General features: G+C 71.4%; 20 protein-coding genes. 9 read left to right on the forward strand and 11 right to left on the reverse strand.

Annotated elements, in window-relative coordinates; all coding sequences use genetic code 11:
- Window positions 1-70 precede the first annotated feature (70 nt).
- The 4 genes from whiA to uvrC are packed head-to-tail and all read right to left on the reverse strand — an operon-like array spanning window position 71 to window position 5,215.
- Window positions 71-1,060 carry a DNA-binding protein WhiA gene (gene whiA, locus ACZ60X_RS00760; protein ID WP_030605113.1) on the reverse strand — a complete coding sequence of 330 codons (990 nt, stop codon included), beginning with the start codon at window positions 1,058-1,060 and terminating at the stop codon, window positions 71-73.
- On the reverse strand, window positions 1,051-2,118 hold the full coding sequence (locus ACZ60X_RS00765) for a gluconeogenesis factor YvcK family protein (protein ID WP_469591874.1): 1,068 nt from the start codon (window positions 2,116-2,118) through the stop codon (window positions 1,051-1,053). The genes whiA and ACZ60X_RS00765 overlap by 10 nt, the downstream gene beginning before the upstream one ends.
- Complete coding sequence (rapZ, locus tag ACZ60X_RS00770) at window positions 2,115-3,134, reverse strand: RNase adapter RapZ (protein ID WP_469591876.1); 1,020 nt, start codon at window positions 3,132-3,134, stop codon at window positions 2,115-2,117. Before rapZ ends, ACZ60X_RS00765 begins: the two co-directional genes overlap by 4 nt.
- Window positions 3,131-5,215 carry an excinuclease ABC subunit UvrC gene (uvrC, locus tag ACZ60X_RS00775; RefSeq protein WP_469591878.1) on the reverse strand — a complete coding sequence of 695 codons (2,085 nt, stop codon included), beginning with the start codon at window positions 5,213-5,215 and terminating at the stop codon, window positions 3,131-3,133. The genes rapZ and uvrC overlap by 4 nt, the downstream gene beginning before the upstream one ends.
- 641 nt (window positions 5,216-5,856) lie before the next feature.
- On the opposite strand from uvrC, the gene ACZ60X_RS00780 reads away from it, so the two are divergent.
- Window positions 5,857-6,804, forward strand: a complete 948-nt coding sequence (locus ACZ60X_RS00780) for a hypothetical protein (RefSeq protein WP_469591880.1) — start codon at window positions 5,857-5,859, stop codon at window positions 6,802-6,804.
- Window positions 6,805-6,834: 30 nt separating this feature from the next.
- Here the strand turns inward: ACZ60X_RS00780 and ACZ60X_RS00785 are convergent, their stop codons facing one another.
- Window positions 6,835-7,260, reverse strand: a complete 426-nt coding sequence (locus tag ACZ60X_RS00785; RefSeq protein ID WP_469591882.1) for a Rieske (2Fe-2S) protein — start codon at window positions 7,258-7,260, stop codon at window positions 6,835-6,837.
- Between the two features lie 511 nt (window positions 7,261-7,771).
- Here ACZ60X_RS00785 and ACZ60X_RS00790 point away from each other — a divergent pair.
- Both ACZ60X_RS00790 and ACZ60X_RS00795 read left to right on the forward strand, forming a co-directional pair.
- Entirely contained in the window at window positions 7,772-8,911 is a 1,140-nt protein-coding gene (locus tag ACZ60X_RS00790) for a LacI family DNA-binding transcriptional regulator (RefSeq protein WP_469591884.1), read from the forward strand.
- Entirely contained in the window at window positions 8,908-9,819 is a 912-nt protein-coding gene (locus tag ACZ60X_RS00795) for a carbohydrate kinase family protein (RefSeq protein WP_469591886.1), read from the forward strand. Before ACZ60X_RS00790 ends, ACZ60X_RS00795 begins: the two co-directional genes overlap by 4 nt.
- A gap of 186 nt (window positions 9,820-10,005) precedes the next feature.
- On the opposite strand, the gene uvrA is transcribed toward ACZ60X_RS00795, so the two are convergent.
- Complete coding sequence (gene uvrA / locus ACZ60X_RS00800) at window positions 10,006-13,032, reverse strand: excinuclease ABC subunit UvrA (RefSeq protein WP_469591888.1); 3,027 nt, start codon at window positions 13,030-13,032, stop codon at window positions 10,006-10,008.
- A 224-nt stretch (window positions 13,033-13,256) separates the two neighbouring features.
- On the opposite strand from uvrA, the gene ACZ60X_RS00805 reads away from it, so the two are divergent.
- From ACZ60X_RS00805 to ACZ60X_RS00825, 5 genes are all read left to right on the forward strand, one after another.
- The gene (locus ACZ60X_RS00805) at window positions 13,257-13,943 is read left to right on the forward strand and encodes a maleylpyruvate isomerase family mycothiol-dependent enzyme (protein ID WP_469591890.1); all 687 of its coding nucleotides are present in this window, start codon (window positions 13,257-13,259) and stop codon (window positions 13,941-13,943) included.
- Window positions 13,944-13,988: 45 nt separating this feature from the next.
- Complete coding sequence (locus tag ACZ60X_RS00810) at window positions 13,989-14,645, forward strand: MBL fold metallo-hydrolase (protein WP_469591891.1); 657 nt, start codon at window positions 13,989-13,991, stop codon at window positions 14,643-14,645.
- Between the two features lie 491 nt (window positions 14,646-15,136).
- On the forward strand, window positions 15,137-16,021 hold the full coding sequence (locus ACZ60X_RS00815) for an ABC transporter substrate-binding protein (protein WP_469591893.1): 885 nt from the start codon (window positions 15,137-15,139) through the stop codon (window positions 16,019-16,021).
- Window positions 16,018-16,935 (forward strand): amino acid ABC transporter permease, encoded by a 918-nt coding sequence (locus tag ACZ60X_RS00820; protein WP_469591896.1) that lies wholly within the window; start codon window positions 16,018-16,020, stop codon window positions 16,933-16,935. Before ACZ60X_RS00815 ends, ACZ60X_RS00820 begins: the two co-directional genes overlap by 4 nt.
- Window positions 16,932-17,684: an amino acid ABC transporter ATP-binding protein gene (locus ACZ60X_RS00825; protein WP_469591898.1), complete on the forward strand. Its 753-nt coding sequence runs from the start codon at window positions 16,932-16,934 to the stop codon at window positions 17,682-17,684. Before ACZ60X_RS00820 ends, ACZ60X_RS00825 begins: the two co-directional genes overlap by 4 nt.
- Window positions 17,685-17,730: 46 nt before the next feature.
- Here ACZ60X_RS00825 and aroQ read toward each other — a convergent pair whose 3' ends face one another.
- A complete protein-coding gene (gene aroQ / locus ACZ60X_RS00830; protein WP_469591900.1) occupies window positions 17,731-18,204 on the reverse strand; it encodes a type II 3-dehydroquinate dehydratase in 474 nt (157 codons plus the stop codon).
- Between the two features lie 210 nt (window positions 18,205-18,414).
- On the opposite strand from aroQ, the gene ACZ60X_RS00835 reads away from it, so the two are divergent.
- The gene (locus tag ACZ60X_RS00835; protein WP_469592962.1) at window positions 18,415-19,686 is read left to right on the forward strand and encodes an MFS transporter; all 1,272 of its coding nucleotides are present in this window, start codon (window positions 18,415-18,417) and stop codon (window positions 19,684-19,686) included.
- On the opposite strand, the gene ACZ60X_RS00840 is transcribed toward ACZ60X_RS00835, so the two are convergent.
- From ACZ60X_RS00840 to ACZ60X_RS00855, 4 genes are all read right to left on the reverse strand, one after another.
- On the reverse strand, window positions 19,676-20,776 hold the full coding sequence (locus ACZ60X_RS00840; RefSeq protein WP_469591902.1) for a calcium:cation antiporter: 1,101 nt from the start codon (window positions 20,774-20,776) through the stop codon (window positions 19,676-19,678). The two genes, ACZ60X_RS00835 and ACZ60X_RS00840, sit on opposite strands and share 11 nt — an antisense overlap.
- Before the next feature lie 136 nt (window positions 20,777-20,912).
- A complete protein-coding gene (locus ACZ60X_RS00845; protein ID WP_469591904.1) occupies window positions 20,913-21,914 on the reverse strand; it encodes a TerC family protein in 1,002 nt (333 codons plus the stop codon).
- Between the two features lie 223 nt (window positions 21,915-22,137).
- Window positions 22,138-24,078 carry a TerD family protein gene (locus ACZ60X_RS00850; RefSeq protein WP_469591906.1) on the reverse strand — a complete coding sequence of 647 codons (1,941 nt, stop codon included), beginning with the start codon at window positions 24,076-24,078 and terminating at the stop codon, window positions 22,138-22,140.
- A 58-nt stretch (window positions 24,079-24,136) separates the two neighbouring features.
- Entirely contained in the window at window positions 24,137-24,715 is a 579-nt protein-coding gene (locus ACZ60X_RS00855; RefSeq protein WP_469591908.1) for a TerD family protein, read from the reverse strand.
- Window positions 24,716-24,807 lie beyond the last annotated feature (92 nt).

Raw genomic sequence — 24,807 nt, forward strand, 5'->3', positions numbered from 1 at the left:
CGACGGATACGAGAACGCCGGTGCCGGAACCCCGATCAGGCTCCGGCACCGGCGTGTGCGCATGGGCGGGTCAGCCGGCCAGGTTCTCCGCCAGTTCCTCGGTGAGGTTGGCCTCCGTGCCCGGGATGCCCAGGTCGGCGGCGCGCTTGTCGGCCATCGCCAACAGCCGGCGGATCCGGCCCGCGACCGCGTCCTTGGTCAGCGGCGGGTCGGCGAGCGCGCCCAGCTCCTCCAGGGAGGCCTGCTTGTGCTCCATGCGCAGGCGCCCGGCGGCAGCGAGGTGCTCGGGCACCTCGTCGCCGAGGATCTCCAGGGCCCGCTGCACCCGGGCACCGGCGGCCACGGCCGCGCGCGCGGAACGGCGCAGGTTGGCGTCGTCGAAGTTGGCGAGCCGGTTGGCCGTGGCCCGCACCTCGCGGCGCATCCGGCGCTCCTCCCAGGCCAGCACCGACTCGTGCGCGCCGAGCCGGGTCAGCAGCGCGCCGATCGCGTCGCCGTCGCGGACGACCACCCGGTCCACGCCCCGCACCTCTCGGGCCTTCGCGGCGATGGACAGCCGACGGGCGGCGCCGACCAGCGCGAGCGCGGCCTCCGGACCCGGGCAGGTCACCTCCAGGGAGGAGGAACGGCCCGGCTCGGTCAGCGAGCCGTGCGCCAGGAAGGCTCCGCGCCAGGCCGCCTCGGCGTCACAGGTGGCCCCCGAGACCACCTGCGGGGGCAGACCCCGGATCGGGCGGCCCCGGCCGTCCACGAGACCGGTCTGCCGGGCCAGCTGGTCACCGCCCGCGACGACGCGGACGACGTACCGCGAGCCGCGGCGCAGACCGCCGGGCGCCATCACGATCAGCTCGGAGCTGTGGCCGAAGATCTCCAGGATGTCCCGCTTGAGACGGCGGGCCGCCATGGCGGTGTCCAGCTCCGCCTCGATCACGATGCGCCCGCTCACCAGGTGGAGGCCGCCGGCGAACCGCAGGATGGCGGAGACCTCCGCCTTCCTGCAGCAGGTCCGGGTGACGGGGAGTCGGGAGATCTCGTCCTTCACCGCTGCCGTCATCGCCATGGGCCGATCCTTCCATGCATCCGAAAAATACGGTCGTACGCGGCGGCCAACAGCTCCGGGTCGTGCCGGGGAGAACCGTCGGTCCGGGCCACCGGCGCCAGCTCGACCGCGGCTCCCAGCCGCTTGGCGGCCTCGGTGAGCGAGTCGCGGTCGGGCACGGCGGCCTCGTCGGCCAGCACCACGTCCAGGGCGAGTTTAGGGGCGTGTCGCCCCAAAACCTCCAAATGACGCTGCGGTGAGAAGCCCTCGGTTTCTCCCGGCTGCGGGGCGAGGTTCAAGGAGAGGACCTTGCGCGCCTTGGTCTCGGTGAGGGCGTCCAGCAGCTCGGGAACGAGCAGGTGCGGGATCACCGAGGAGAACCAGGAACCGGGGCCGAGCACCACCCAGTCGGCGTCCTGGACCGCCGCCACGGCCTCGGGCACGGCGGGCGGGTCGTTCGGCACGAGGTGCACCGACTGCACCTCTCCGGGCGTGAGCGCGACCGTCGCCTGCCCGCGCACGGTGTCGACGTCGTCCGGACGCTCCGGGTCGTGGCCCTTGACCAGGGCCTGCAGCTCCAGTGGCACGGCGGACATGGGCAGCACCCGTCCGTGCGCGCCGAGCAGCTTGCCGACCAGGTCCAGGGCCTGCACATGGTCGCCGAGCTGCTCCCACAGGGCGACGATCAGCAGATTGCCGACCGCGTGCTCGTGCAGGTCGCCCTTGGACTGGAAGCGGTGCTGGATGACCCGGGCCCAGGTCTGGCCCCAGTCGTCGTCACCGCAGAGCGCCGCCAGCGCCTTGCGCAGATCGCCGGGCGGGAGCACGCCCAGCTCGTCGCGGAGCCGGCCGCTGGAGCCGCCGTCGTCGGCCACGGTGACGACGGCGGTGAGGTCGCCGGTGATCCGGCGCAGTGCGGCGAGCGAGGCGGACAGGCCCATGCCGCCGCCGAGGGCGACGACCTTGGGCTGAGTGCCCCGGCGGCGGGGCCGGCCGCCGCGGGGCTCGGCCGGGCGGCCGGCGCGCGACTCGGGCACCATCCGGCGCAGCCTGCTCAGCCGCGGTGTACGTTCCGTCATTCCCGTCCCATGTCCCGGTGTACGACCACCGTCTCCACGCCCTCGGCCGCGAGACGCGCGGCGAGCTTCTCCGACATCGCCACCGAGCGGTGCTTGCCGCCGGTACAGCCGATGGCGATCGTCACGTACCGCTTGCCCTCGCGCCGGTAGCCGGCCGCGATGAGGCGCAGCAGCTCGGCGTACCGGTCGAGGAACTCCTTGGCGCCGGGCTGGTTGAAGACGTAGGCGGCGACCTCCTCGTTGAGGCCGGAGTACGGGCGCAGCTCCGGGACCCAGTGCGGGTTGGGCAGGAACCGCATGTCCGCCACCAGGTCGGCGTCGACCGGCAGGCCGTACTTGAACCCGAAGGACATCACGGTCGCCCGCAGCTCGGGCTCCTCCTCGCCTGCGAACTGGGCGTCCATCTTGGCGCGCAGCTCGTGCACGTTGAGGCTGGAGGTGTCGATCACCAGGTCGGCGTCACCGCGCAGCTCGCGCAGCAGCTCGCGCTCGGCGGCGATGCCGTCCACGATGCGGCCGTCGCCCTGGAGGGGGTGCGGACGGCGCACCGACTCGAAGCGGCGCACCAGGGCCTCGTCGGAGGACTCCAGGAAGACGATCCGCCGGGTGACGCCCCGGGTGTCCAGATCCGCGAGGGACTCGCGCAGGTTGTCGAAGAAGCGCCGGCCGCGCACGTCCACGACGACCGCGATCCGCGCCACGTTGCCCTGCGAGCGGGCGCCCAGCTCCACCATGGTGGGGATGAGGGCGGGCGGGAGGTTGTCCACGACGAACCAGCCGAGGTCCTCCAGACACTTCGCGGCCGTCGACCGGCCCGCTCCGGACATGCCGGAGATGATCACCAGCTCGGGAATGGCCGCTTCGGGGGCCGCGGCCGCCGTGACGTCCGTACTCACCTGTGCTCCGTTTTCCTGCGCCGCGTGCTGATCGCCCGCCGCGGGCTGGGGCCGGTCCTGGCCCGCTTCCCGGTGCGCCGGATCTCGCTCGGCCGCGGCCTGTGCGTCGTGCTCGGTCATGTCTCCTGCCCCCGTCGTTCGTCAGGGAGACCCGCGATGGCGGGCTCCCCCGAGGAACCGCCCGCCGCATCGGGCTCCTCGTCTTCAATGATCTCTCCGGTCGCCGTGTTCACGGCGGGTGCGGCCGGGGCCGCCTGGGCGAGGGCCGCGGCGATCGTCTCGGCCGTCTTCCGGCCTATCCCGGGCACCTCCTGGATCTGCTCGATTGTGGCGGACCGAAGCCTCTTCACCGAGCCGAAATGCTTGATGAGCGCCTGTTTGCGGGTCTCGCCGAGGCCGGGGACGTCGTCCAGGGGCCCCGCACGGAAGCGCTTGGCCCGCCTGGTGCGCTGGTAGGTGATCGCGAAGCGGTGGGCCTCGTCGCGCACGCGCTGGAGCAGATAGAGACCCTCACTGGTGCGCGGCAGGACCACGGGGTCGTCCTCGCCGGGCACCCAGACCTCCTCCAGGCGCTTGGCGAGGCCGCAGACGGCGATGTCGTCGATCCCCAGCTCGTCCAGGGCCCGCCGGGCCGCCGCGACCTGCGGCTGACCGCCGTCCACGACGACGAGCTGCGGCGGGTAGGCGAACTTCCTGGGACGGCCGTCGTCGTCCTTGAGCGAGTCGGTGATCTCCTCGGCGCCGGTGAGGACGCAGGCGCCGGCGGTCGCGTCCTCGCCGTCGGTCCACTCCCCCGTCTTCTCCTTCTCGGCGAGGTAGCGCCGGAAGCGGCGGCTGATCACCTCGTGCATGGAGCGGACGTCGTCCTGTCCCGCGAAGCCCTTGATCTGGAAGCGGCGGTACTCGCTCTTGCGCTGGAGGCCGTCCTCGAAGACGACCATGGAGGCGACCACGTCGTCGCCCTGGAGGTGCGAGATGTCGTAGCACTCGATCCTGAGCGGGGCGCTGTCCAGGTCGAGGGCCTCGGCGATCTCCTCCAGGGCACGCGAGCGCGTGGTCAGGTCCGAGGCGCGCTTGGTCTTGTGCAGCGCGAGGGCCTGCTGGGCGTTGCGCTGCACTGTCTCCATCAGCGCCTTCTTGTCGCCGCGCTGCGGGATGCGCAGCGACACGTTGGAGCCGCGACGGCCGCTCAGCCACTCCTGCACCGGTCCGACCGGTTCGGGCAGCGCCGGGACCAGGACCTCCTTGGGCACCGCGTCCCCGGTCTCCTCGCCGTACAGCTGCTGGAGCGCGTGCTCGACCAGGGCTCCCGTGGTGACGTCCTCGACCTTGTCGGTCACCCAGCCGCGCTGTCCGCGTACCCGGCCGCCGCGCACATGGAAGATCTGGACGGCTGCCTCCAGCTCGTCCTCGGCCACGGCGACGAGGTCGGCGTCGGTCGCGTCGGCGAGCACGACCGCGTTCTTCTCCATGGCCTTCTTCAGGGCCTCGATGTCGTCGCGCAGCCGGGCGGCCCGCTCGTACTCCATCTCCTCGGCCGCCGCCATCATCTGTTTCTCCAGGCGGCGCAGATAGGTGCCGGTGCGGCCCGCCATGAAGTCGCAGAACTCCTCGGCCAGCTCCCGGTGGTCCTCGGGGGTGATCCGGCCGACGCAGGGGGCCGAGCACTTGCCGATGTAGCCGAGCAGGCAGGGCCGGCCGGTGCGGGCGGCGTTCTTGAACACGCCGGCCGAGCAGGTGCGCACCGGGAAGACCCGCAGCAGCAGGTCGACGGTGTCGCGGATGGCCCACGCGTGCGCGTACGGCCCGAAGTACCGCACGCCCTTCTTCTTGTGACCGCGCATCACCTGCACGCGCGGGAACTCCTCGTTCATCGTCACCGCGAGGTAGGGGTAGCTCTTGTCGTCGCGGTACTTGACGTTGAACCGGGGGTCGTACTCCTTGATCCAGGAGTACTCCAGCTGGAGCGCCTCGACCTCCGTGGACACCACGGTCCACTCCACGGACGCGGCGGTGGTCACCATGGTCCGGGTGCGCGGGTGCAGGTTCGCCAGGTCCTGGAAGTAGTTCGCCAGGCGCTGACGCAGGCTTTTCGCCTTTCCGACGTAGATCACCCGGCGGTGCTCGTCACGGAACCTGTACACCCCCGGGGAGTCCGGGATCTCACCCGGCCTGGGGCGGTAGCTGGAGGGGTCGGCCATGTCTCACACCCTACTGTCGAGCACCGACACCGCGTCGAGCCTGTGGACAACGCCCCGGCACGCGCCGCTCAGCCGTCCCCGCACCGTCCGGCGCCCGCCCGCGGCGCACCGGTCCTCGCTCATGCGCCGGACGAGCCGCGGTCTCCCGTCGCGCCGCACGGCGCCCCCGTCGGGATACCTGTCACAGGCCCCCGTCCATGAAGCCGCCGCTCCGCTCCCCGCGCCCAGCCGGGGCCCCGCTCCTGCCGGTGCACCGGTTCTCCGGACGCCCATCGGCGATCCGCGACAGCGGTCCGGCGACCGCCCCCTGGGACGGCACGGCGGTGTCGCCGCCGGCGAACGCCCAGGTCCGCCGTCGCGCGCCCGTTCCCTGTCCGGCAGCGGACGCCGATCGCGGTGTCCGCGCGGGCGGCTCCGGCGGCGCGCCGCGGTCCGGCCGGCCGGGGTCATGGCGGGTTCCAGGTGTTGTCGGGGCTTGGTCAACACGCTTCAATGCGGGGGAACTCGGGGCCGGGCACGCCGCACAACGGGATACGGCGTGCGCAGTCACGGGCGTCCACAGCGCCCACGGGGGTGGTCCCGCACACCAGCGCAGACGGCCCGACCAGCCGTAGCGACACCTCATAGAAAGGCGCCTCGGCATGCGGCATGCCACCGAGCACGCTGACCTCCCCGCCACGGAACTGGACACGGTCCTGCGGGGCGGCCCCTTCCATGTGGCGCTGCGCGCCGCGATCGCCGCACGCGGCCTGCCGCTGCAGCGCGTCCAGCACCATCTGTCCCGTCACGGGGTCAAAGTCGGCGTGACCAGCCTGAGTTACTGGCAGCAGGGTGCCCGCCGTCCGCAGCGTCCCGAGTCCCTGCGGGCCGTGCGGGCGCTGGAGGAGATCCTCCAACTGCCGGACGAGTCGCTGATCCGGCTGCTGGCCGACGCCCGGGAGCGCACGGTGGGCGGCCGTCCCGGGGCCCGCTCCTACCGCTCCCTGATCGAGGCATCGGACGTCCTGGACCGGCTCCGGGCGGGCCTCGGCCACGCCCCCGACGGCGGACTGCACACCCTCGGCCACCACGAGTACGTCCAGATCGGCGCCCGGCGCGAACTGGCGGCCCGCGAGGCGCACCACATCGTGCGGGCCCACCGCGACGGCGTCGACCGCTTCCTCGCCGTGCACCACGGCGACCCCGGCTGCCACCCGCAGGACATCAGGGTGCGCGCCCTGGAGAACTGCCGTACGGGACGCGTCCGCTGGGACCAGGACACCGGCCTGCTGGTGGCCGAACTGCTCTTCGGCACCCGGCTGCGGGCCGGGGAGACGTTCCTCTTCCGGTACGGCATCGAGGACGGCACGGCCGGAGCCTGCCGTGAATACCTCCACCGGTTCCGCTCCCCCGGCGGCCAGTACGCACTGCAGGTGCGCTTCGACACGGCCGCGCTTCCCGCACGCTGCCACCGCTTCGCCCAGCCCTCGGCCGCGGCTCTGCGCAGCGGTCGACAGGAACTCCCGGTCACCGGACCCCATCACTGCGTCCACGTCGTCGAGCAGCGGATCCGGCCGGGCATCGTCGGCGTCGCGTGGGACTGGGAGTGAACCGCCCGTCGCCGCCTGCCGGTTGAGCGGTCAGGCGCTCGGGCCGGCCACGATCCTGCCGTTGGAGGTCTTCACCGGTACCTCGGGGAGGGGCTCGGTGGCCGGCTGCTGGACCACCTTGCCCGTCGTTGCGTCGAACTCGCTGCCGTGGCAGGGGCAGATCAGAGTCGTCTCCTGGAGTTTGTTGATGGGGCACCCCGCGTGCGTGCAGATCGTGCTGTACGCCTTCAGCACGCCGTTCTTGTCCCGGCTGACGACCATGTTGTGATCCCGGTAGAGCTTGGCGCCGCCCTTCGCGACCTCGGTCTCGGCACCGAGGTCGACAGGCGCCGTGGGGGCGGCCGACGCCGGGTCACCGCCCGACCCGGAGCACGCGGCCAGGCCGAGCCCGGCGACCGGGGCCACGGCGGCCCCTCGAAGGACGGTACGACGACTCGCGGACGAGCGGGCGGGCATCGGGGACTCCACTGGTCAAGGTCTGTGCAGGGCGACCATACCCGGGCAGAAGGGCCGGTCCTTCGGCGGGGGGCGGCTGCGGTGACGGTGACCACGAGATGCGGACCCACGAGCGGCCGAGCCGACTGGGGTGGCCTGAGGGGCGAGGGTGCGGGTGAGGGGCCGCTTGTGGGGCGGGCGAGGCAGCCGGGTGCGGTGGGTGGTGGTGGCGTCTCGTAGACGGGCCGTCGGGGCGGGCCGTCGGGGCGGGCCGTCGGGTGGCGTGCTTGGAGTGGCGAGCGGGGCGGGCCGTCAGGGCGTGTTCGGATCGGAAAGCGCGCAGGTGGGCACGCCTGCGCGGTGGACAGCGGCGGCCGGGGCGAGGGCGGAGCAGCCGGGGCCAGGACGTAAACGCTTGCGCAAGCGTTTACGCGGGGGTGGCCGATGGGATACGTTCCGGGCCGGAGGGGGCGACCGCACCCCGCGGAGATCCGAGTACTGCCAGGCTCGTCGGCTCAGGGAGGGGAACGCGATGGCCACCATGGCGGACGTCGCTCGCAGCGCCGGTGTCTCGGTGGCGACCGTCTCCCACGTCCTCAACGGCACGCGCCCGGTGCTCCCCCGCACCCGCCAGGCCGTGCTGGACGCCATCGACACCCTCGGCTACACGCCCAACACCCTCGCCCGCTCCCTGGTGACCTCCCGCACCCGCTCCATCGGGCTCGCCGTGGCGGCGATCAGCAATCCCTACTTCACCGAGATCCTCCAGGGTGTCGAGGCCGCCGCGCTGGAAGCGGGGTACAGCCTGCTCATCGCCGACCCGCATGACGACCCTGGGCACGAACGCGAGGTCGCCCGGCTCCTCCACGAGCGGCGGGTGGACGGCATGATCGTCGCCCCCTCCGCCCATCCGCGGCAGCTCGTCGGCTACCTGCGCCGCCATGCCGTCCCCACCGTGTTCCTGGACCGGGTGATCGACGCGCGCATGCTGGACGGCGTGCCGGCCACTGCCGCGGAGGGCGCCGCCCCTGGCGGGGGCACGCCGTGGTGCGACCAGGTCTGTGCCGAGAGCGCCGGACCGACCGCCCGCCTCGTCAGCCATCTCGCGGGCCTGGGTCACCGGCGGATCGGCATGGTCGCGGGTCTGCCGGGCCTCAGCACCACCGAGGAGCGCGTCGCCGGGTACCGGGCCGGCCTCACCGCTGCCGGGCTGGCGCACGACGAGCGGCTCCTCGCATCCGGCGATTCCGAGTCCGCCGGTGCCGAGCAGGCCACCACCGCCCTGCTCGCGCTGCCCGATCCGCCCACGGCCCTGGTCACCGGCAACAACGCGATGACCATCGGCGCCCTGCGCGCCCTGCGCCGGCTCGGTCTGTCCGTCCCGGACGACATCGCCCTGTGCTGCTTCGACGACTTCGCCTGGGCCGACCTGTTCTCACCCCGGCTCACCGCCGTCGCCCAGCCCAGCAGGGAGCTGGGTGCCCAGGCCGTCCGGGTCCTGCTGGACCGGCTGGGCGAGCCCGGGCGGCCGACCCGGACGGTGCGGCTGCCGTGCGCGTTCGTGCACCGCACGTCCTGCGGCTGCCCCGAGCGACCCGGCGAGGCCGGGAGCACGGAGCACGGCGGACCGTCCACACCATCCACGCTGTCCGAGAAGGGGACCATCTCGTGATCGTCGTCGCCGGTGAGGCACTGATCGACCTGGTGCCGCAGGGCCCGGGCGCCCTCGCGGACCTGAAGCCGGCACTCGGCGGTGGCCCGTACAACACCGCCGTGGCGCTCGGCCGGCTCGGCTCCCGCACCGCTTTCTGTTCGCGGACCTCGCGGGACGCCTTCGGCGAGGCCCTGTTGGACGGGCTGCGAGCGGCGGGGGTCGAGGTGTCGGGCGTCCGGCGGGGGCCGGAGCCGACGACGCTCGCGGTGGCCACGCTCGACGCCGATGGCTCCGCCACCTACTCCTTCTATGTCGACGGCACCGCCGACCGTCTGTTCGCCGCGCCCACCGCGCTGCCCGCCGGCACGCGCGCGGTCTCGTTCGGCACGTGCTCGCTCGTCCTGGAACCGGGCGCGAGCGCCTATGAGGAGCTGATGCGCGCGGCGGCCGGGCAGGGGCTGTTCACCGCGCTCGACCCCAACGTCCGGGCGGGACTGATCCCGGACGCGGACGCCTACCGTGCGCGTTTCAAGAGCTGGCTGCCCTCGGTGACGCTGCTGAAGCTGTCCGCGGAGGACGCGGCGTGGCTGGGCGGCACGCCGCGCGAGTGGCTGGCCTCGGGACCGTCGGCGGTCGTCGTGACACGGGGCGGGGACGGTCTGACCGTGTTCACCCGGGACGGCGGGGAGCACTCCGTGCCGGGTGAGAAGGTCGCCGTGGTGGACACCATCGGCGCCGGTGACACGGTGAACGCGGCCTTGCTGCACGGGCTTTCGACCCAGGACGCGTTGTCTGCCGAAGCGCTCGCCTCCCTCGGGACAAAGGGCTGGACGCGGCTGCTGCGCTTCGCGGCACGGGCTGCGGCGATCACCTGCTCGCGGGCGGGAGCGGAACCGCCCTATGCGGCCGAACTCGGTGAGTGGTGAACGGTCTTGTCTTCCCTGTGCTGTTGACAAGGTGCGGCCGGGACCGCGGTGGGCGGGGAACTCTCGGACCGCGGAGCCGGGCTGGCTGATGGATGAACGATCGGTGCCCCGCGGGAGGTTCCCACGGGGCGCCGATCTTTTTTTGGGCTCGACAGGCCAGTGACCCGGCCTCAGTTGACGCTCGCTTCAGGACTTGCGGGTCCGTGTCGTCTTCTTCGCCGGAGCGGCCTTCTTCGTGGCACCGGCGGCCTTCTCGGTCGCGGTGCTGTTGGCCTTGGCCGTGACCGTCTTCTTCGCCGCCGACTTGGCCGCCGCCGTCTTCTTGACCGTCGTACCGCGTGACGCCTTCACCGGTTCCGCGTCGCTGATGCGGTCGGCACCGAGGATCTCGCGCAGGAACTTTCCGGTGTGGCTGGCCGGGACCCCGGCGACCTCCTCCGGTGTCCCCTCGGCGACCACGAGACCACCGCCGGCACCGCCCTCGGGTCCCATGTCCACGACCCAGTCGGCGGTCTTGATCACGTCGAGGTTGTGCTCGATGACGATGACCGTGTTGCCCTTGTCGACCAGACCGCCGAGGACCTTCAGCAGCTTGCTGATGTCCTCGAAGTGCAGACCCGTGGTCGGCTCGTCCAGGACGTAGACCGTGCGTCCGGTGGACCGCTTCTGCAGCTCGCTGGCCAGCTTGACGCGCTGGGCCTCACCGCCGGAGAGGGTCGTGGCGGACTGGCCGAGGCGGACGTAGCCGAGGCCGACGTCCTTCAATGTCCTGAGGTGCCGGGAGATCGCCGGGACCGCCTCGAAGAAGTCGGTGGCCTCCTCGATCGGCATGTTCAGCACGTCGGCGATGGACTTGCCCTTGTAGTGGACCTCCAGCGTCTCCCGGTTGTACCGGGCGCCGTGGCAGACCTCGCACGGGACGTACACGTCCGGGAGGAAGTTCATCTCGATCTTGATCGTGCCGTCGCCGGCGCAGTTCTCGCAGCGGCCGCCCTTGACGTTGAAGGAGAAGCGGCCGGGCTGGTAGCCACGGACCTTCGCCTCGGTGGTCTCGGCGAACAGCTTGCGGATGTGGTCGAAGACACCCGTGTACGTCGCCGGGTTGGACCGCGGGGTGCGGCCGATCGGCGACTGGTCGACGTGCACGACCTTGTCGACCAGGTCGTCGCCGTCCACGCGCGTGTGCCGTCCGGGGACGTTGCGCGCGCCGTTCAGTTCGCGGGCCAGGTGCGTGTACAGGATGTCGTTGACGAGCGTCGACTTGCCGGAGCCGGAGACACCCGTGACGGCCGTGAAGACGCCCAGCGGGAAGGACACGTCGATGTCCTGCAGGTTGTTCTCACGGGCGCCGTGCACGGTGAGCCGCCGGGACGGGTCGTGCGGACGTCGGACGTCGGGCAGCGGGATCGACCGGCGGCCCGAGAGGTACGCGCCGGTCTGCGACTCGGTGTTCGCGAGCAGCTCCTTCAGGGAGCCGCTGTGCACGACCTTGCCGCCGTGCTCACCGGCGCCGGGGCCGATGTCCACGACCCAGTCGGCGACCTTGATGGTGTCCTCGTCATGCTCCACGACGATGAGCGTGTTGCCCATGTCACGCAGTCGGACGAGGGTCTCGATCAGCCGGTGGTTGTCCCGCTGGTGCAGGCCGATGGACGGCTCGTCGAGGACGTAGAGCACGCCGACGAGGCCGGAGCCGATCTGGGTGGCCAACCGGATGCGCTGGGCCTCACCGCCGGAAAGGGTGCCGGCGGCGCGGTTGAGCGAGAGGTAGTCCAGGCCGACGTCAACCAGGAAGCGCAGTCGCTCGTTGACCTCCTTCAGCACGCGCTCGGCGATCTTCTTGTCGCGGGCGTTGAGCTTCAGCTCGCCCAGGAAGTCGGCGCAGTCACTGATCGACATCGCGGAGACCTCCGCGATGGACTTGTCCATGATCGTGACCGCCAGGACGATCGGCTTCAGGCGCGTGCCCTCGCAGGAGGGGCAGGGCACCTCGCGCATGTAGCCCTCGAAGCGCTCGCGGCTGGCGTCGCTCTCGGCCTCGCTGTGCCGGCGCTTGACGAAGGGCACGGCGCCCTCGAACGGCGTGGTGTAGACGCGCTCGCGACCGTACCGGTTGCGGTACCGCACCTCGATCTGGGTCTTGTGGCCGTAGAGCAGGGCCTTCTTCGCGCGCTGGGGCAGGCCCGCGAAGGGGATGTCCGTACGGAAGCCGAGCGCGGCGGCGAGGGCACCGATGAGGCGGCCGAAGTAGTCCTTGGTGTGCCCGTGCGACCAGGGGTGGATGGCGCCCTCGTCCAGGGTCTTGTCCGGGTCCGGGACGAGCAGCTCGGGGTCGACCTCCATGCGCGTGCCGATGCCGGTGCACTCGGGGCAGGCGCCGAAGGGCGAGTTGAAGGAGAAGGAGCGGGGCTCCAGTTCCTCGAAGGACAGGTCGTCGTACGGGCAGTACAGGTGCTCCGAGTACATGCGCTCGCGCTCGGGGTCGTCCTCGGGGAGGTCGACGAAGTCGAGCACGACCATGCCGGCGGACAGGCCGAGGGCGGTCTCCACGGAGTCGGTGAGCCGGCGCTTGGCGGAGTCCTTGACCGTGAGGCGGTCCACGACCACCTCGATGGTGTGCTTCTCCTGCTTCTTCAGCGTCGGCGGGTCGGAGAGCTGGATCGTCTGGCCGTCCACGCGCGCGCGGGAGTAGCCCTTGGTCTGGAGGTCGGCGAAGAGGTCGACGAACTCGCCCTTGCGCTCGCGCACGAGCGGCGAGAGCACCTGGAAGCGGCTCCCCTCCGGCAGCTCCAGGACCTTGTCCACGATGGCCTGCGGCGACTGGCGCGAGATCGGGCGGCCGCACTCGGGGCAGTGCGGCTTGCCGATACGGGCGAAGAGCAGACGCAGGTAGTCGTAGACCTCGGTGATGGTGCCGACCGTCGAGCGCGGGTTGCGCGAGGTCGACTTCTGGTCGATGGAGACCGCCGGGGAGAGGCCCTCGATGAAGTCCACGTCCGGCTTGTCCATCTGACCCAGGAACTGCCGGGCGTACGAGGAGAGCGACTCCACGTAGCGGCGCTGGCCCTCCGCGAAGATCGTGTCGAAGGCCAGGGAGGACTTGCCCGACCCGGACAGGCCCGTGAAGACGATGAGCGAGTCACGAGGCAGGTCGAGCGAGACATTCTTGAGGTTGTGCTCGCGCGCGCCACGGACGATGAGACGGTCGGCCACGCCGGTCCGCACCTTTCTTGAGAGAAGTGACAGGGGCGGGGCCCCCGTGCTTCTTCAGACTAGGGGGAGCCACTGACAACGCCGGTCGGATTGCCCGGTTGCATAACAACCCCCGGCCATCCAGCATGCCCGACGCCGCCATCGACGATATAGCACGTTCTTTCGATTTGCGGACGGCCTTCACCACCTTCACCCGAAGGTGTGGCGGAGCTAGGGTCGGGCGCATGACTGATCACGCCCATGACCTGGCATGTGTACGTGCCGCGACCGAACGACTCCTCGACGCGGTCGCCGAACTGGACAACGCGTCGCTCGCCGAGCCGTCACGGCTTCCGGGCTGGAGCCGCGGGCACGTCCTCGCCCACCTCGCCCGCAACGCCGACGCGCTCGTGAACGTTCTCGGGGGCCGGCCCATGTACCCGAGCGCCGAGTCACGCGACGCCGACATCGAGCGCGGCGCCCCGCGCCCTCTCGACGTCCAGCTCGCCGACCTGCGCGAGAGCGCGGCCCGGTTCCAGGCCGCCGGGGACGCGCCGGCGGACTGGTCGCGCACCGTCGAGCTGCGCAACGGGGTCACCGACTCCGCGTCCCGGATGCCCTTCCGCCGGTGGGCCGAGGTGGAGCTGCACCACGTCGACCTCGGGATCGGATACGAGCTGGAGGATCTTCCGGCGGAGTTCACCGAGCGCGAGATCGACTTCCTGGCCCGGCGCTTCACCGGGCACCCGGATGTGCCGCCGACCGGCCTGTCCGCCATGGACGGCCCGACCTGGACCACGGGCGGCGGCGCCGAGGGCGCACCGGTGACGATCGGGGGGACGCCCGCCGACCTGCTGGGCTGGCTCGCCGGGCGGCGCGACGGCGGGGGCCTGAGGACGGACGGCGCGCTGCCGAAGCTGCCGCCGTTGTAGGCCGACGCCGGTCCGCGGCGCCTGCCCCGCTATAGGCTGATCACCATGACGTACACCGGAGAGGTCAAGGTCGGCGGACCGGCGGACGTGCACGAGCTGAAAGACCTGATGATCACGAAGATCGCGGTCGGCCCGATGGACAACAACGCCTATCTGCTGCGCTGCCGGGCCACCGACGAGCAGCTACTGATCGACGCCGCCAACGAGGCGGGGACGCTCCTCGGCATGATCGGTGACGACGGCATCGCCTCCGTCGTCACCACCCACCGGCACGGCGATCACTGGCAGGCGCTCGCCGAGGTCGTCGCGGCCACGGGCGCGCGCACCCACGCCGGACGCGAGGACGCACCCGGCATCCCGGTGCCCACCGACGTCCTCGTGGACGACGGCGACATCATCCGCGTGGGGAACGTGGAACTCACCGCGCGGCATCTGGTGGGGCACACGCCGGGTTCGATCGCGCTGGTCTACGACGACCCGCACGGCCACCCGCACGTCTTCACCGGCGACTGTCTGTTCCCCGGTGGTGTCGGCAACACGTTCAAGGACCCGAAGGCCTTCGCCAGCCTCATCCACGACGTGGAGACGAAGATCTTCGCTGTGCTGCCCGACGAGACCTGGGTGTATCCCGGACACGGCAACGACACGACGCTGGGCGCGCAGCGGCCGCAGCTGCCGGAGTGGCACGCGCGCGGGTGGTGAGGGGCGGGCGCGCGGGTGGTGAGGGGCGGGCGCCGCGAGCCGGCCGATCGCCGGACCGGGCCGCGCAGAGGACCGAGCCACGCCGCGCACCGGGCACGTCGTAGTCCCGGCACGTCGCAGTCCCGCACGCGGTACACCGGGATTCGCGCGCCGGGATGACCGCGCCGGGCGCGCTTCCTTGCGACGCGCACGCAGCGCGCATTGTCTTGCGCGCGCCCCGTGTGAACGCTTCACACACGCCGGAGTGCCGCGCGCGCTCCCGGAGACCGGTGCGACGCGGTCAACTGGTGGCAGTCCCGCACAGGCTGACGGCTCCTGTGCGGAGGGGCCGCCGGCCTTCCCACCCCGCCCTCGGCCGGCGGCCCAGGCCGGCCGCGGTCATTCGCCCCGTCACCGGGGGAAGTTCACACCGCCGCAACACCCGTTCCCACCATGCGGACAGTTACCGCTGTGACGTGGACAAACGCGGGGTTCGCTGCCAATCTCCCGCCATGCATCCTGCCCCTCGCACCCTGCGCCGCGCGGTGGTCGCCGCCACCGCGGCCCTGCTCGCCACCGCCGTCGGCTGCGCCCCGCAGCCCGACGAGAAGGCTTCGGCCACCCCGTCCGGCTCGGCCGCGAAGAGCTGCGCTCCGGGCAAGGTGGCCACCAAAACGTCAGGCAAGCTCACGATCGCGACGGACGAACCGGCGTACGAGCCCTGGTTCAAGGACGACAAACCCGCCAACGGCAAGGGCTACGAATCGGCCGTCGCCTATGCCGTGGCCAAGCAGCTGGGATACGGCGAGAACGCGGTCGTGTGGCAGCGCGTGCCGTTCAACAAGGCGTTCGCGCCCGGCGTGAAGACCTTCGACTTCGACATCAACCAGGTGTCGATCAGCGACGAGCGCAAGAAGGCCGCGGACTTCTCCTCCGGCTACTACGACGTGCGCCAGGCCGTGATCGCCCTGAAGGGCGGCAAGGCGGCCAAGGCGGCGACCATCGCGGATCTGAGGAAGCTCAAGCTGGGCGCCCAGGTGGGCACCACGAGCCTCGACTACATCACCGACGTGGTGAAGCCGGCGCAGGAGCCAGCCGTGTACGGCAAGAACGACCAGGCCAAGTCCGCGCTGAAGAACGGCCAGGTGGACGCCATCGTCACCGACCTGCCGACCGCGTTCTACATCACCTCGGCCGAGGTGACGGACGCGAAGATCGTCGGCCAGTTCGAGAACCAGGGCGGTACGCCCGAGCAGTTCGGGCTGGTGCTCGACAAGGGCAGCACGCTGACCCCGTGCGTGAGCGGCGCGGTGGACGCGCTGCGCAAGGACGGCACTCTGGCCCGGCTCGAGAAGCAGTGGCTGTCGGACGCCGTCGACGCCCCGGTGCTCAAGTGACCGTCACCAAGGGAGAGTCCGCGCCGGAAGGGGCCGGCGAGAAGGCGGACATGAGCGGCGCCGACGACGGCTACGTACCCTCCGGGCGACGGCGGGAGCGCGAACGCTACAAACGCGCGCGTGCCCGCCGCGCCACGGCCGTCGCGGCGCTCTCCACGCTCGTCACGGCTGCCGTGCTCTACCTGGTCGTCGTCGACGCGCCGGGCTGGCCGCGCACCAAGGAGACGTTCTTCAGCGCGCAGTACGCGCGCGAGGCGCTGCCGAAGGTCCTCGAAGGACTGTGGCTGAACATCCGGCTGCTGGTGATCTGCGGCGCCGCGGTACTGGTCCTCGGCATGCTGATCGCCATCGCACGCACCCTGCGCGGCCCTGTGTTCTTCCCGCTGCGCGTGCTGGCGGCGGCGTACACCGACTTCTTCCGCGGACTGCCGCTGATCATCAACCTGATGATCGTGGTCCTGGGCGTGCCGGCGCTGCGGCTCCAGGGCGTGACGGTCGACCCGGTGCTGCTCGGCGGTACGGCGCTGACGCTCACGTACGCGGCGTACGTGGCCGAGGTGTTCCGCGCCGGCATCGAGTCCGTGCATCCCTCACAGCGCGCCGCGGCCCGCTCGCTGGGCCTGACCAACCGGCAGGCGCTGCGTTACGTCGTGCTGCCGCAGGCGGTGCGCCGCCAGGTGCCGCCGCTGCTCAACGACCTGGTGTCGCTCCAGAAGGACACGGGGCTCGTGTCGATCGGCGGCGCGGTGGACGCCGTGCGGGCGTCCGACATCATCGTGGGCCGCAGTCTGAACTACACGCCGTACATCGTCGCCGGGCTGGTGTTCGTGGCGCTGACCATTCCGATGACCCGCTTCACGGACTGGGTGACGGCCCGGATGGACCGGCGGCGGGCCCAGGGAGGTTCCCTATGAGCGAGGCGCCCGTGCTGCGCATGGAGTCCGTCCGCAAGACCTTCGCCGGCTCCGTCGTCCTGCGCGACGTCGACCTGGAGGTGGCCCCGCACACGGTGACCGCGCTGATCGGCGCCTCCGGTTCGGGCAAGTCGACGCTGCTGCGCTGCGCCAACCTGCTGGAAGAGGTCGACGACGGCGCGATCTGGCTGGACGGCGAGGAGATCACCGACCCGCGCGCCGACCACGACGCGGTACGGCGCAGGATCGGCGTCGTCTTCCAGGCGTACAACCTCTTCCCGCACATGACCGTGCTCGAGAACGTGACGCTGGCGCCGCGGCGGGTGCACGGCGTCTCCCGCGAGGAGGCCGAGGAGCGCGCCACGGAGCTGCTGGAGCGTCTTGGGCTGGGCGCCAGGGCGACGGCCTACCCGGACCGCCTGAGCGGCGGTCAGCAGCAGCGTGTGGCGATCGTACGGGCGCTCGCCGTGCGGCCTCGGCTGTTGCTCCTGGACGAGATCACGGCGGCGCTCGACCCCGAACTCGTCGGGGAGGTGCTGGAGGTGGTCCGCGCCCTCAAGGACGACGGCATGACCATGGTCCTCGCCACGCACGAGATGGGCTTCGCGCGGGACGTGGCCGACCAGGTTTGCTTTCTGGACGGTGGCGTCGTGCTGGAGCGCGGCACCGCCGAGCAGGTCTTCGGCGATCCGCAGCAAGAGCGGACGCGGCGCTTTCTGCGGCGCATCGTGGAGGCCGGCCGCCTGTGACGCCGTGGACGGGACCTCGGTGGACGGCCGTCCACGCGCGTGGCGGTTACGCGTCGGTCCGCTGGGCTCCCAGCAGGGCCGCGACCCGCTCGACGGCGAAGGCGTAGCCCTGGACACCGCAGCCCGCGATCACGCCGTCGGCGCGCAGCGAGACGTAGGAGTGGTGCCGGAACGACTCGCGCTGATGGATGTTGGAGATGTGCACCTCCAGCACGGGAATGCCGTCGCAGGTGTTGAGTGCGTCCAGAATCGCGACGGACGTGTGGGAGTAGGCGCCGGGGTTGATGACGATCCCGCAGTGGTTCAGGCGTGCCTCGTGGATCCAGTCGACCAGTTCGCCTTCGTGGTTGGACTGCCGCAGGTCCACCGTGCCGCCGTGCGCCGCCGCCGTCTTGGCGCACAGCGCCTCCACGTCCGCCAGTGTGTCCTTGCCGTAGATCTCGGGCTGGCGCTGGCCGAGCAGGTTGAGGTTGGGCCCGTTGAGGATCATGATCGGGGCGTTGGCCAGGGTGCGGGGCACGGTTCCTCCGGTCCGTTCGGGGCGGTGCGTCGACGACCGCCGCTCGCACCGGTCTATCACGGTGGCCGCGGCGCACGACGCGCCCTGTGCGCCGTCGCCTCGGCGCACACCCCCGTGACGTGATCACCTCCGCGCGCTCCCCGTAACCGCAGATCACGATGGGTAGTTGACGCGTGTATGGATCCTGCACCCACCGCGAGCACACCCTCGATGCCACGGCTCGCCGCCGCCTCCCTCGCGGGGACCGCGATCGAGTTCTACGACTTCTTCGTCTACGGGACCGCGGCGGCCCTGGTCCTGGGGCCGCTGTTCTTTCCGCAGTTCTCGCCCCTCGCGGGGACGCTGGCGGCGTTCGGGACGTTCGGGGCCGGGTTCCTTGCCCGGCCGCTCGGCTCGGTGCTCTTCGGGCACCTCGGCGACCGGCGCGGACGGCGCCCGGTCCTGGTCCTGTCGCTCCTGCTGACGGGCGCCTCGACGGTCGCGGTGGGCTGCGTGCCCTCGTACGGGTCGATCGGGGTCGCCGCGCCCGTACTGCTGCTCGTCCTGCGGTTCCTCCAGGGGCTGGGGCTCGGCGGGGAGTGGGGCGGGGCGGTGCTGCTGACCGCTGAGCACGCACCGCCCGGCCGCCGTGCCCTGTGGTCGAGCTTTCCTCAGGTGGGGCCCGCGATCGGGTTCGTGCTCGCCAACGGGGTGGTGCTCGCACTGTCGGCGACGCTGTCCGACGCGGAGTTCGCGCGCTGGGGATGGCGGGTGCCGTTCTGGGCGGCCGGTGCGCTGGCTCTCGGCGGGCTGTGGCTGCGCTCGTCACTCGCGGAGAGCCCCCGCTTCCTGGAGATCGACGACCACGCGCGCGTGCCGTTCGTGGAGGTCGTGCGGCAGCACGGGCGGCTGGTGCTGCTGACGGCCGGGGCCCTCGCCGCCGGGTACGCGGTCTTCTACGCGGTGACGACCTGGTCCCTGGCGTACGCGACGCAGCGGCTCGGGGTGAGCCGGACGGTGATGCTGACCTGTGTGATGGCCGCGGTGGTGGTGAAGGCGTCCCTGACACCGTTCATGGCGGTGCTCGCCGACCGCTACGGGCGTCGGCCGATGTGCCTGACGGGCTGCGCGGCCTGCGGGCTGTGGATGCTGCCGATGGCCGCGCTGCTCGGTACCGGCCAGCCGCTGCTCATGTTCCTCGGCATCCTGGGCGCCCTGGTCTCCTTCATCACCATGTTCGCGGTGATCGCCGCCTACCTGCCCGAACTGTACGAGGCGCGGGTGCGCTGCACGGGCGCCGCGGTGGGCTACAACCTCGGCGGAGTCCTTGGCGGCGCCCTCACCCCGATCGTGGCCACGGCGCTCACGGAACACAGCGGGCGGGTGCCGTGGGGCGTGGGCGCCTATCTGACGGGTGTCGCGCTGCTCAGCCTCGGCTGCTTCGCTCTGCTGCCCGAGACCCGCCCGGTGCCGGTGCCGGCGGCGGAGCCGGTCACGGGTTGATCGCCAGCTCAAGATAGGCCGCGAAGAGCACCAGATGGACTCCGCCTTGCAGGGGCGTGGCCCGGCCGGGCACCACCGTCAGGGAGCTGACCACCACGGTCAGCGCGAGCAAGAGCATGTGGGTCGAGCCGAGACCGAGGACGAGCGGGCCGGAGAGCCAGACGGAGGCGAGTGCGACGGCCGGGACAGTCAGCCCGATGCTGGCCATGGCCGAGCCGAGCGCGAGGTTGAGGCTCGTCTGGACCCGGTCACGGCGGGCGGAGCGCAGTGCGGCGATCGTCTCCGGGAGCAGCACGAGCAGCGCGATGACCACGCCGACGACCGCCTGGTGCAGACCGGCCGACGCCACACCCGACTCGATGGTGGGCGACACGCTCTTGGCCAGGCCGACCACGCCGACCAGGGCCAGTGCGAGCAGACCGAGGCTGGTCCAGGTGGTGCGCACGGACGGCGGCCGGACGTGGTCGTCGGCGGTGATGACCTCGCCCTGCCGGGTGATCGGGAGGAAGTAGTCGCGGTGGCGCACGGTCTGCGTGGCCACGAACAGGCCGTACAGGATCAGTGAGGACAGTGCGGCGAAGGTCAGCTGCATCGAGGAGAACTCGGGCCCGGGCTTGCTGGTGGTGAAGGTCGGCAGCACCAGGCTGAGCGTGGCCAGCGTCGCCACGGTCGCCAGCGCGGCGCCGGTGCCCTCGGGGTTGAAGACGGCGGTGCCGTGCCGCAGGGAGGCGACGAGCAGGCAGAGCCCGACGATGCCGTTGCAGGTGATCATCACGGCGGCGAAGACGGTGTCCCGCGCCAGGGTGGAACTCTTGTCGCCGCCGTCTGCCATGAGGGTGACGATCAGGGCCACCTCGATGATCGTGACGGCGATGGCCAGGACGAGTGAGCCGAAGGGCTCGCCGACGCGGTGGGCGACGACCTCGGCGTGGTGCACGGCCGCGAGGACGGAGCCGGCGAGGACGAGGGTCACCAGTGCGACGACCGCACCGGGAAGGCCGCGGCCCCAGGTGAAGACCAGCAGGACGACGGCGAGCACCGGCACCAGCGTCGTCCATTGCCGGGAGAGCGACCGCAGCCCAGTGATCATGCGGCGATCGTCGCAGAGACGCACGCGGTTCGCATTCCGCTCCTTTCGGATCCTCTCGTTGCGCTCACGCCATCGGCGGGAGCGGGAACGGCTCACCGCGGTCCCCCTCCCGCCGAGGCCTCTGCCGCAGGCCGGGTCAGGCGCCGACGCTGTCCTTCGCGGCGCCTTCACCCTCGGCACCCGCGGTCTCGGCCGCCGCCCGCTTTCTGCCGGCCATCAGGCTGGTGATCGTCGTGACGACGAGGACGGCGCAGATCACGCCGAGGGAGAACGGGATGCTGATCTCGGGTACGTGAACACCGGACTCGTGCAGGGCGTGCAGCACCAGCTTGACGCCGATGAAGCCGAGGATGATCGACAGGCCGTACGAGAGGTGGACCAGCTTCTTCAGCAGGCCGCCGATGAGGAAGTACAGCTGACGCAGACCCATGAGGGCGAAGGCGTTGGCGGTGAAGACGATGTACGGGTCCTGGGTCAGACCGAAGATCGCGGGAATGGAGTCGAGGGCGAACAGCACATCCGTGGTGCCGATGGCGAGCATCACGACCAGCATCGGCGTCATGACCCGCTTGCCGTTCTCGTGGATCCAGAGCTTGGTGCCGTGGTAGCGGTCGGCCACGCCGAACCTGCGCTCGGCGGCCTTCAGGAGCTTGTTCTCCTCGAACTCCTCGTCCTCCTCGTCCGCGCGGGCCTCCTGGATGAGCTTCCAGGCGGTCCAGACGAGGAAGGCTCCGAAGAGATAGAACACCCAGGAGAAGCTGGCGAGGATCGCGGCTCCCGCCGCGATGAAGACGGCCCGCAGCACCAGGGCTATGAGTACGCCGACGAGCAGGACGCGCTGCTGGTACTGGGTGGGTACCGCGAACTTCGCCATGATCAGGACGAAGACGAAGAGGTTGTCGACGCTCAGCGATTTCTCGGTGATGTACCCGGCGAAGAACTCACCGGCCGGCTGACCGCCACCGAAGACGAGGAGGCCGAGGCCGAAGAGTCCGGCCAGGACGATCCAGACGACGGTCCAGATGCCGGCTTCCTTGACCGACACCTCGTGCGGCTTGCGCCCGATGAAGAAGTCGGCCGCGATCAGCACGGCCAGACCCACGACGGTCAGGACCCACAGGGTCACGGAAACGTCCACTGCACCTCCGGCATTGTGTAACGGCAAACACTTTCAGCGTTGTCGCTGCCGGAGGTCTCTTCCACCCGCACGGGGCCGACGCCCCGGGACCGGAACCGGTCCGTACTGACGGGTGCGCCGCAGTCAGGGAGTACTCCCCTCCGTGGGGGAAACATACCCCAATCACCAAGGAATAGTAAAGAAAGAAGTGAAATAAAAACCACGTTCGCTGCTCAGAGGCGCTTTACTCGAACTTGGCCCTGGCCTTGGCCGCCTCGGTGAGCACATGCTGCACGATCTGGCTGCCTGGCGGGACGAGCGAGGGCTCGTAGGTCCACGCGTGCCCGACCCAAGGATCGGCGAGATGGTCGTCGGCCACAGGCGTGAGTCGCATCAGTGAACGCCACAACGGATCGAGCAACGGGCCGTACGCGGCGGCGTCCTCCCGGTCCGCCACCAGCAGCAGGTGCACACCCACGGCGGGTCCCTCGTCGGTGAGATAGCGCAGCCGGGTCACCGCGCGGTCGTCGAAACCGTTCGGGAAGTCGTTGACGATCAGCAGATGCCGAGCGGTGTCGACATCGGGCGGCAGGGACTCGGGCGTACCGGCGCGCAGTGCCATCTGCACCAGGTCCACCCGCCGGGTGAGCCTCTTGAGCACCTCCGTGACCCCGGCCGCCTCCGTCGCGGGCGGCACGGTGAGCGCCCCGGTCCGGGTCAGCACTCCGAACGCCGCGGCCCCGGCGCCGGCCGGGTCGATGACGTGAAGGGCGAAGTCCCCCGGCGGATGCACGGCGAGCAACCGCGCCGCGAGGGCGACCGCCGCCTCCATCGCCAGGCGCCGCGCCTCGGTGGGGTCCGGGAAGCCGTCGGCCGTCGCCGGGCCGCTGTCGAGCCACAGGCCGCGCTCCAGCGGCAGCCGGACCAGCATGGGGATGCGCAGCGGCACGCTCTCCGGCAGATGGAGATCCCCGAGCCGCAGGGCCATGGGCTGCTCGGCAGGCGCCCGGTAACCGTGCCAGACAGGGTTGTCCCAGCGGGCGTAGGCCGGCGGGAGTGCGGGCTCGACCACCTCGTACTCGGCGGTGAGCTGGGCGAGGTCGCGGTCGAGGGCCGCGCGGGCCTGGTCGACCAGCTGTGTCCGGCGGACGTGGGCCGCCGCCCGCGCGGTGTCACCTGCCGTGCCGAGCCGGCTGCTCGGGTCGGCCAGCACCTGGTCCAGCTCCTTCTCCAGACGGGAGTCGGCGAAGTCGACCGCGCTTCGGTACGCGGCCGTGGTGCGGGCCAGGTCCTCGAACATGCCCCACACCTGGTTGTACAGGCGCTCCTCCATCGACCAGCCCACGGCGTCTCCCGCGACCGGCTGAGGGGGCCGGTCATCGGTGGCCGGAGGTGCCGGAGCTTCCTGGGCCGACGGAGGCTGCGGGGTGCCGGATGGGCGGAGGTGCGGATGTGTGTGGCCCACCGGGGCGCCGGGCCCTCGCGGAGCGGCGGAGTCGCTCGCAGCGGCGCCGGACACATGGGCGTCGTACGGGTTCCGCGGGCCGTACGAGGGTGCGGACTCCGGGGCAGGTGAGGCTGTCGGCGCGGCCGTGCCGCAAGCAGGTGCGGAGAAAGGCGCCGGTACTGGCGGCTGGGCGCAGGCCGCCGTTTCCTGGATGGCGGCCGCGAGGTCGGCGGCCGCCGGCAGGCCCTGGTCGGCCAGCAGTGCGGGAAGTCCGGCCGCGTAGCCCTGGCCCATGGCGCGGACCTTCCAGGCGCCCCGTCTGCGGTACAGCTCCAGGGCGACCACGGCTGTCTCGGTGTCCAGCCCGGTCAGGGTGTAGCAGGCGAGTTCGGTGCCGTCGGGGCCGTCCACCGCGACGTGCGGGGCGTCGACGGCACCGAATCGGGGCGGGCCCGGGGACCCCGTGGGCAGGGCGAGGAACACGGCGACGTGGTGTACGGCGTCGGGCACGGCGTCCAGATCGACGGCGAGCCGGTGTTCGGCGGCCGCCTGCCGGGGCACGTCGACGCCCGGCAGGACGGGGGAACCGGGACGGGCCACCGACTGGGGCCCGTGCACAGTGCCGTTCTCGTCGCCGAGCGTGGCTCCGGCCAGGACTGGTACCCCGGCCGAGATACGGACTCTCAGCCGGGTCTCGGACAGCGGGTGGTTCTGCCCCCGCACCAGCTCGGCCGCCATCGCCGTGCCCCCCCCGTGTGTCGTTGTGTCCTGCGTGCCGCCGGTCGATCGGTCGTTCCTACAGGTGCGGCAGGATCGCCGGCATGAGGTCCTGGAAGGTGCGGCCGTTGGCCGGCGTGCCCAGGGCGGTCATCGTCCAGCCCGAGCCCGCGCGGTGCACCTTCGCCATGATCTGCGCGGTGTAGTCGCCGCCGCCGTTCAGCGTGTAGCGGGCCAGTTCCTGGCCGTTGGTCTCGTCCACGAGGCGGCAGAACGCGTTCTGCACCTCCTGGAAGGTCTGGCCCGTGAAGGAGTTCACGGTGAACACGATCTGGTCGATGTGGACCGGGACGCGCTGGAGGTCCACCAGGATCGCCTCGTCGTCCCCGCCCTGGCCGGCACCGCCGACGAGATTGTCCCCGGTGTGGCGCACGGAGCCGTCGTCGCTCACCAGGTGGCGGAAGAAGACGACGTCGACCGGCTGCTTCTCGGCGAAGAGAACCGCCGAGGCGTCCAGGTCGATCTCCCGGGTGCGGGAGCCGAACAGGCCGCGCCGCTTCGCCGCCTGCCAGCCGAGCCCCATACGGACCGCGGTCAGGGTGGCCCCGTCCTTCTTCTCCAGGCTGATGGCCTGACCCTTGCTCAAGTTGACGGACACCGCTGAATTCCCCTCTCGATGGTCCCCTGTTGCCGCGCAGTGCGCGGTTGCCAAAACCCTACGCAGGCCCACCGACAGCGCCGAACCCCGGC

The organism is Streptomyces sp. NPDC104106, from assembly GCF_055584345.1.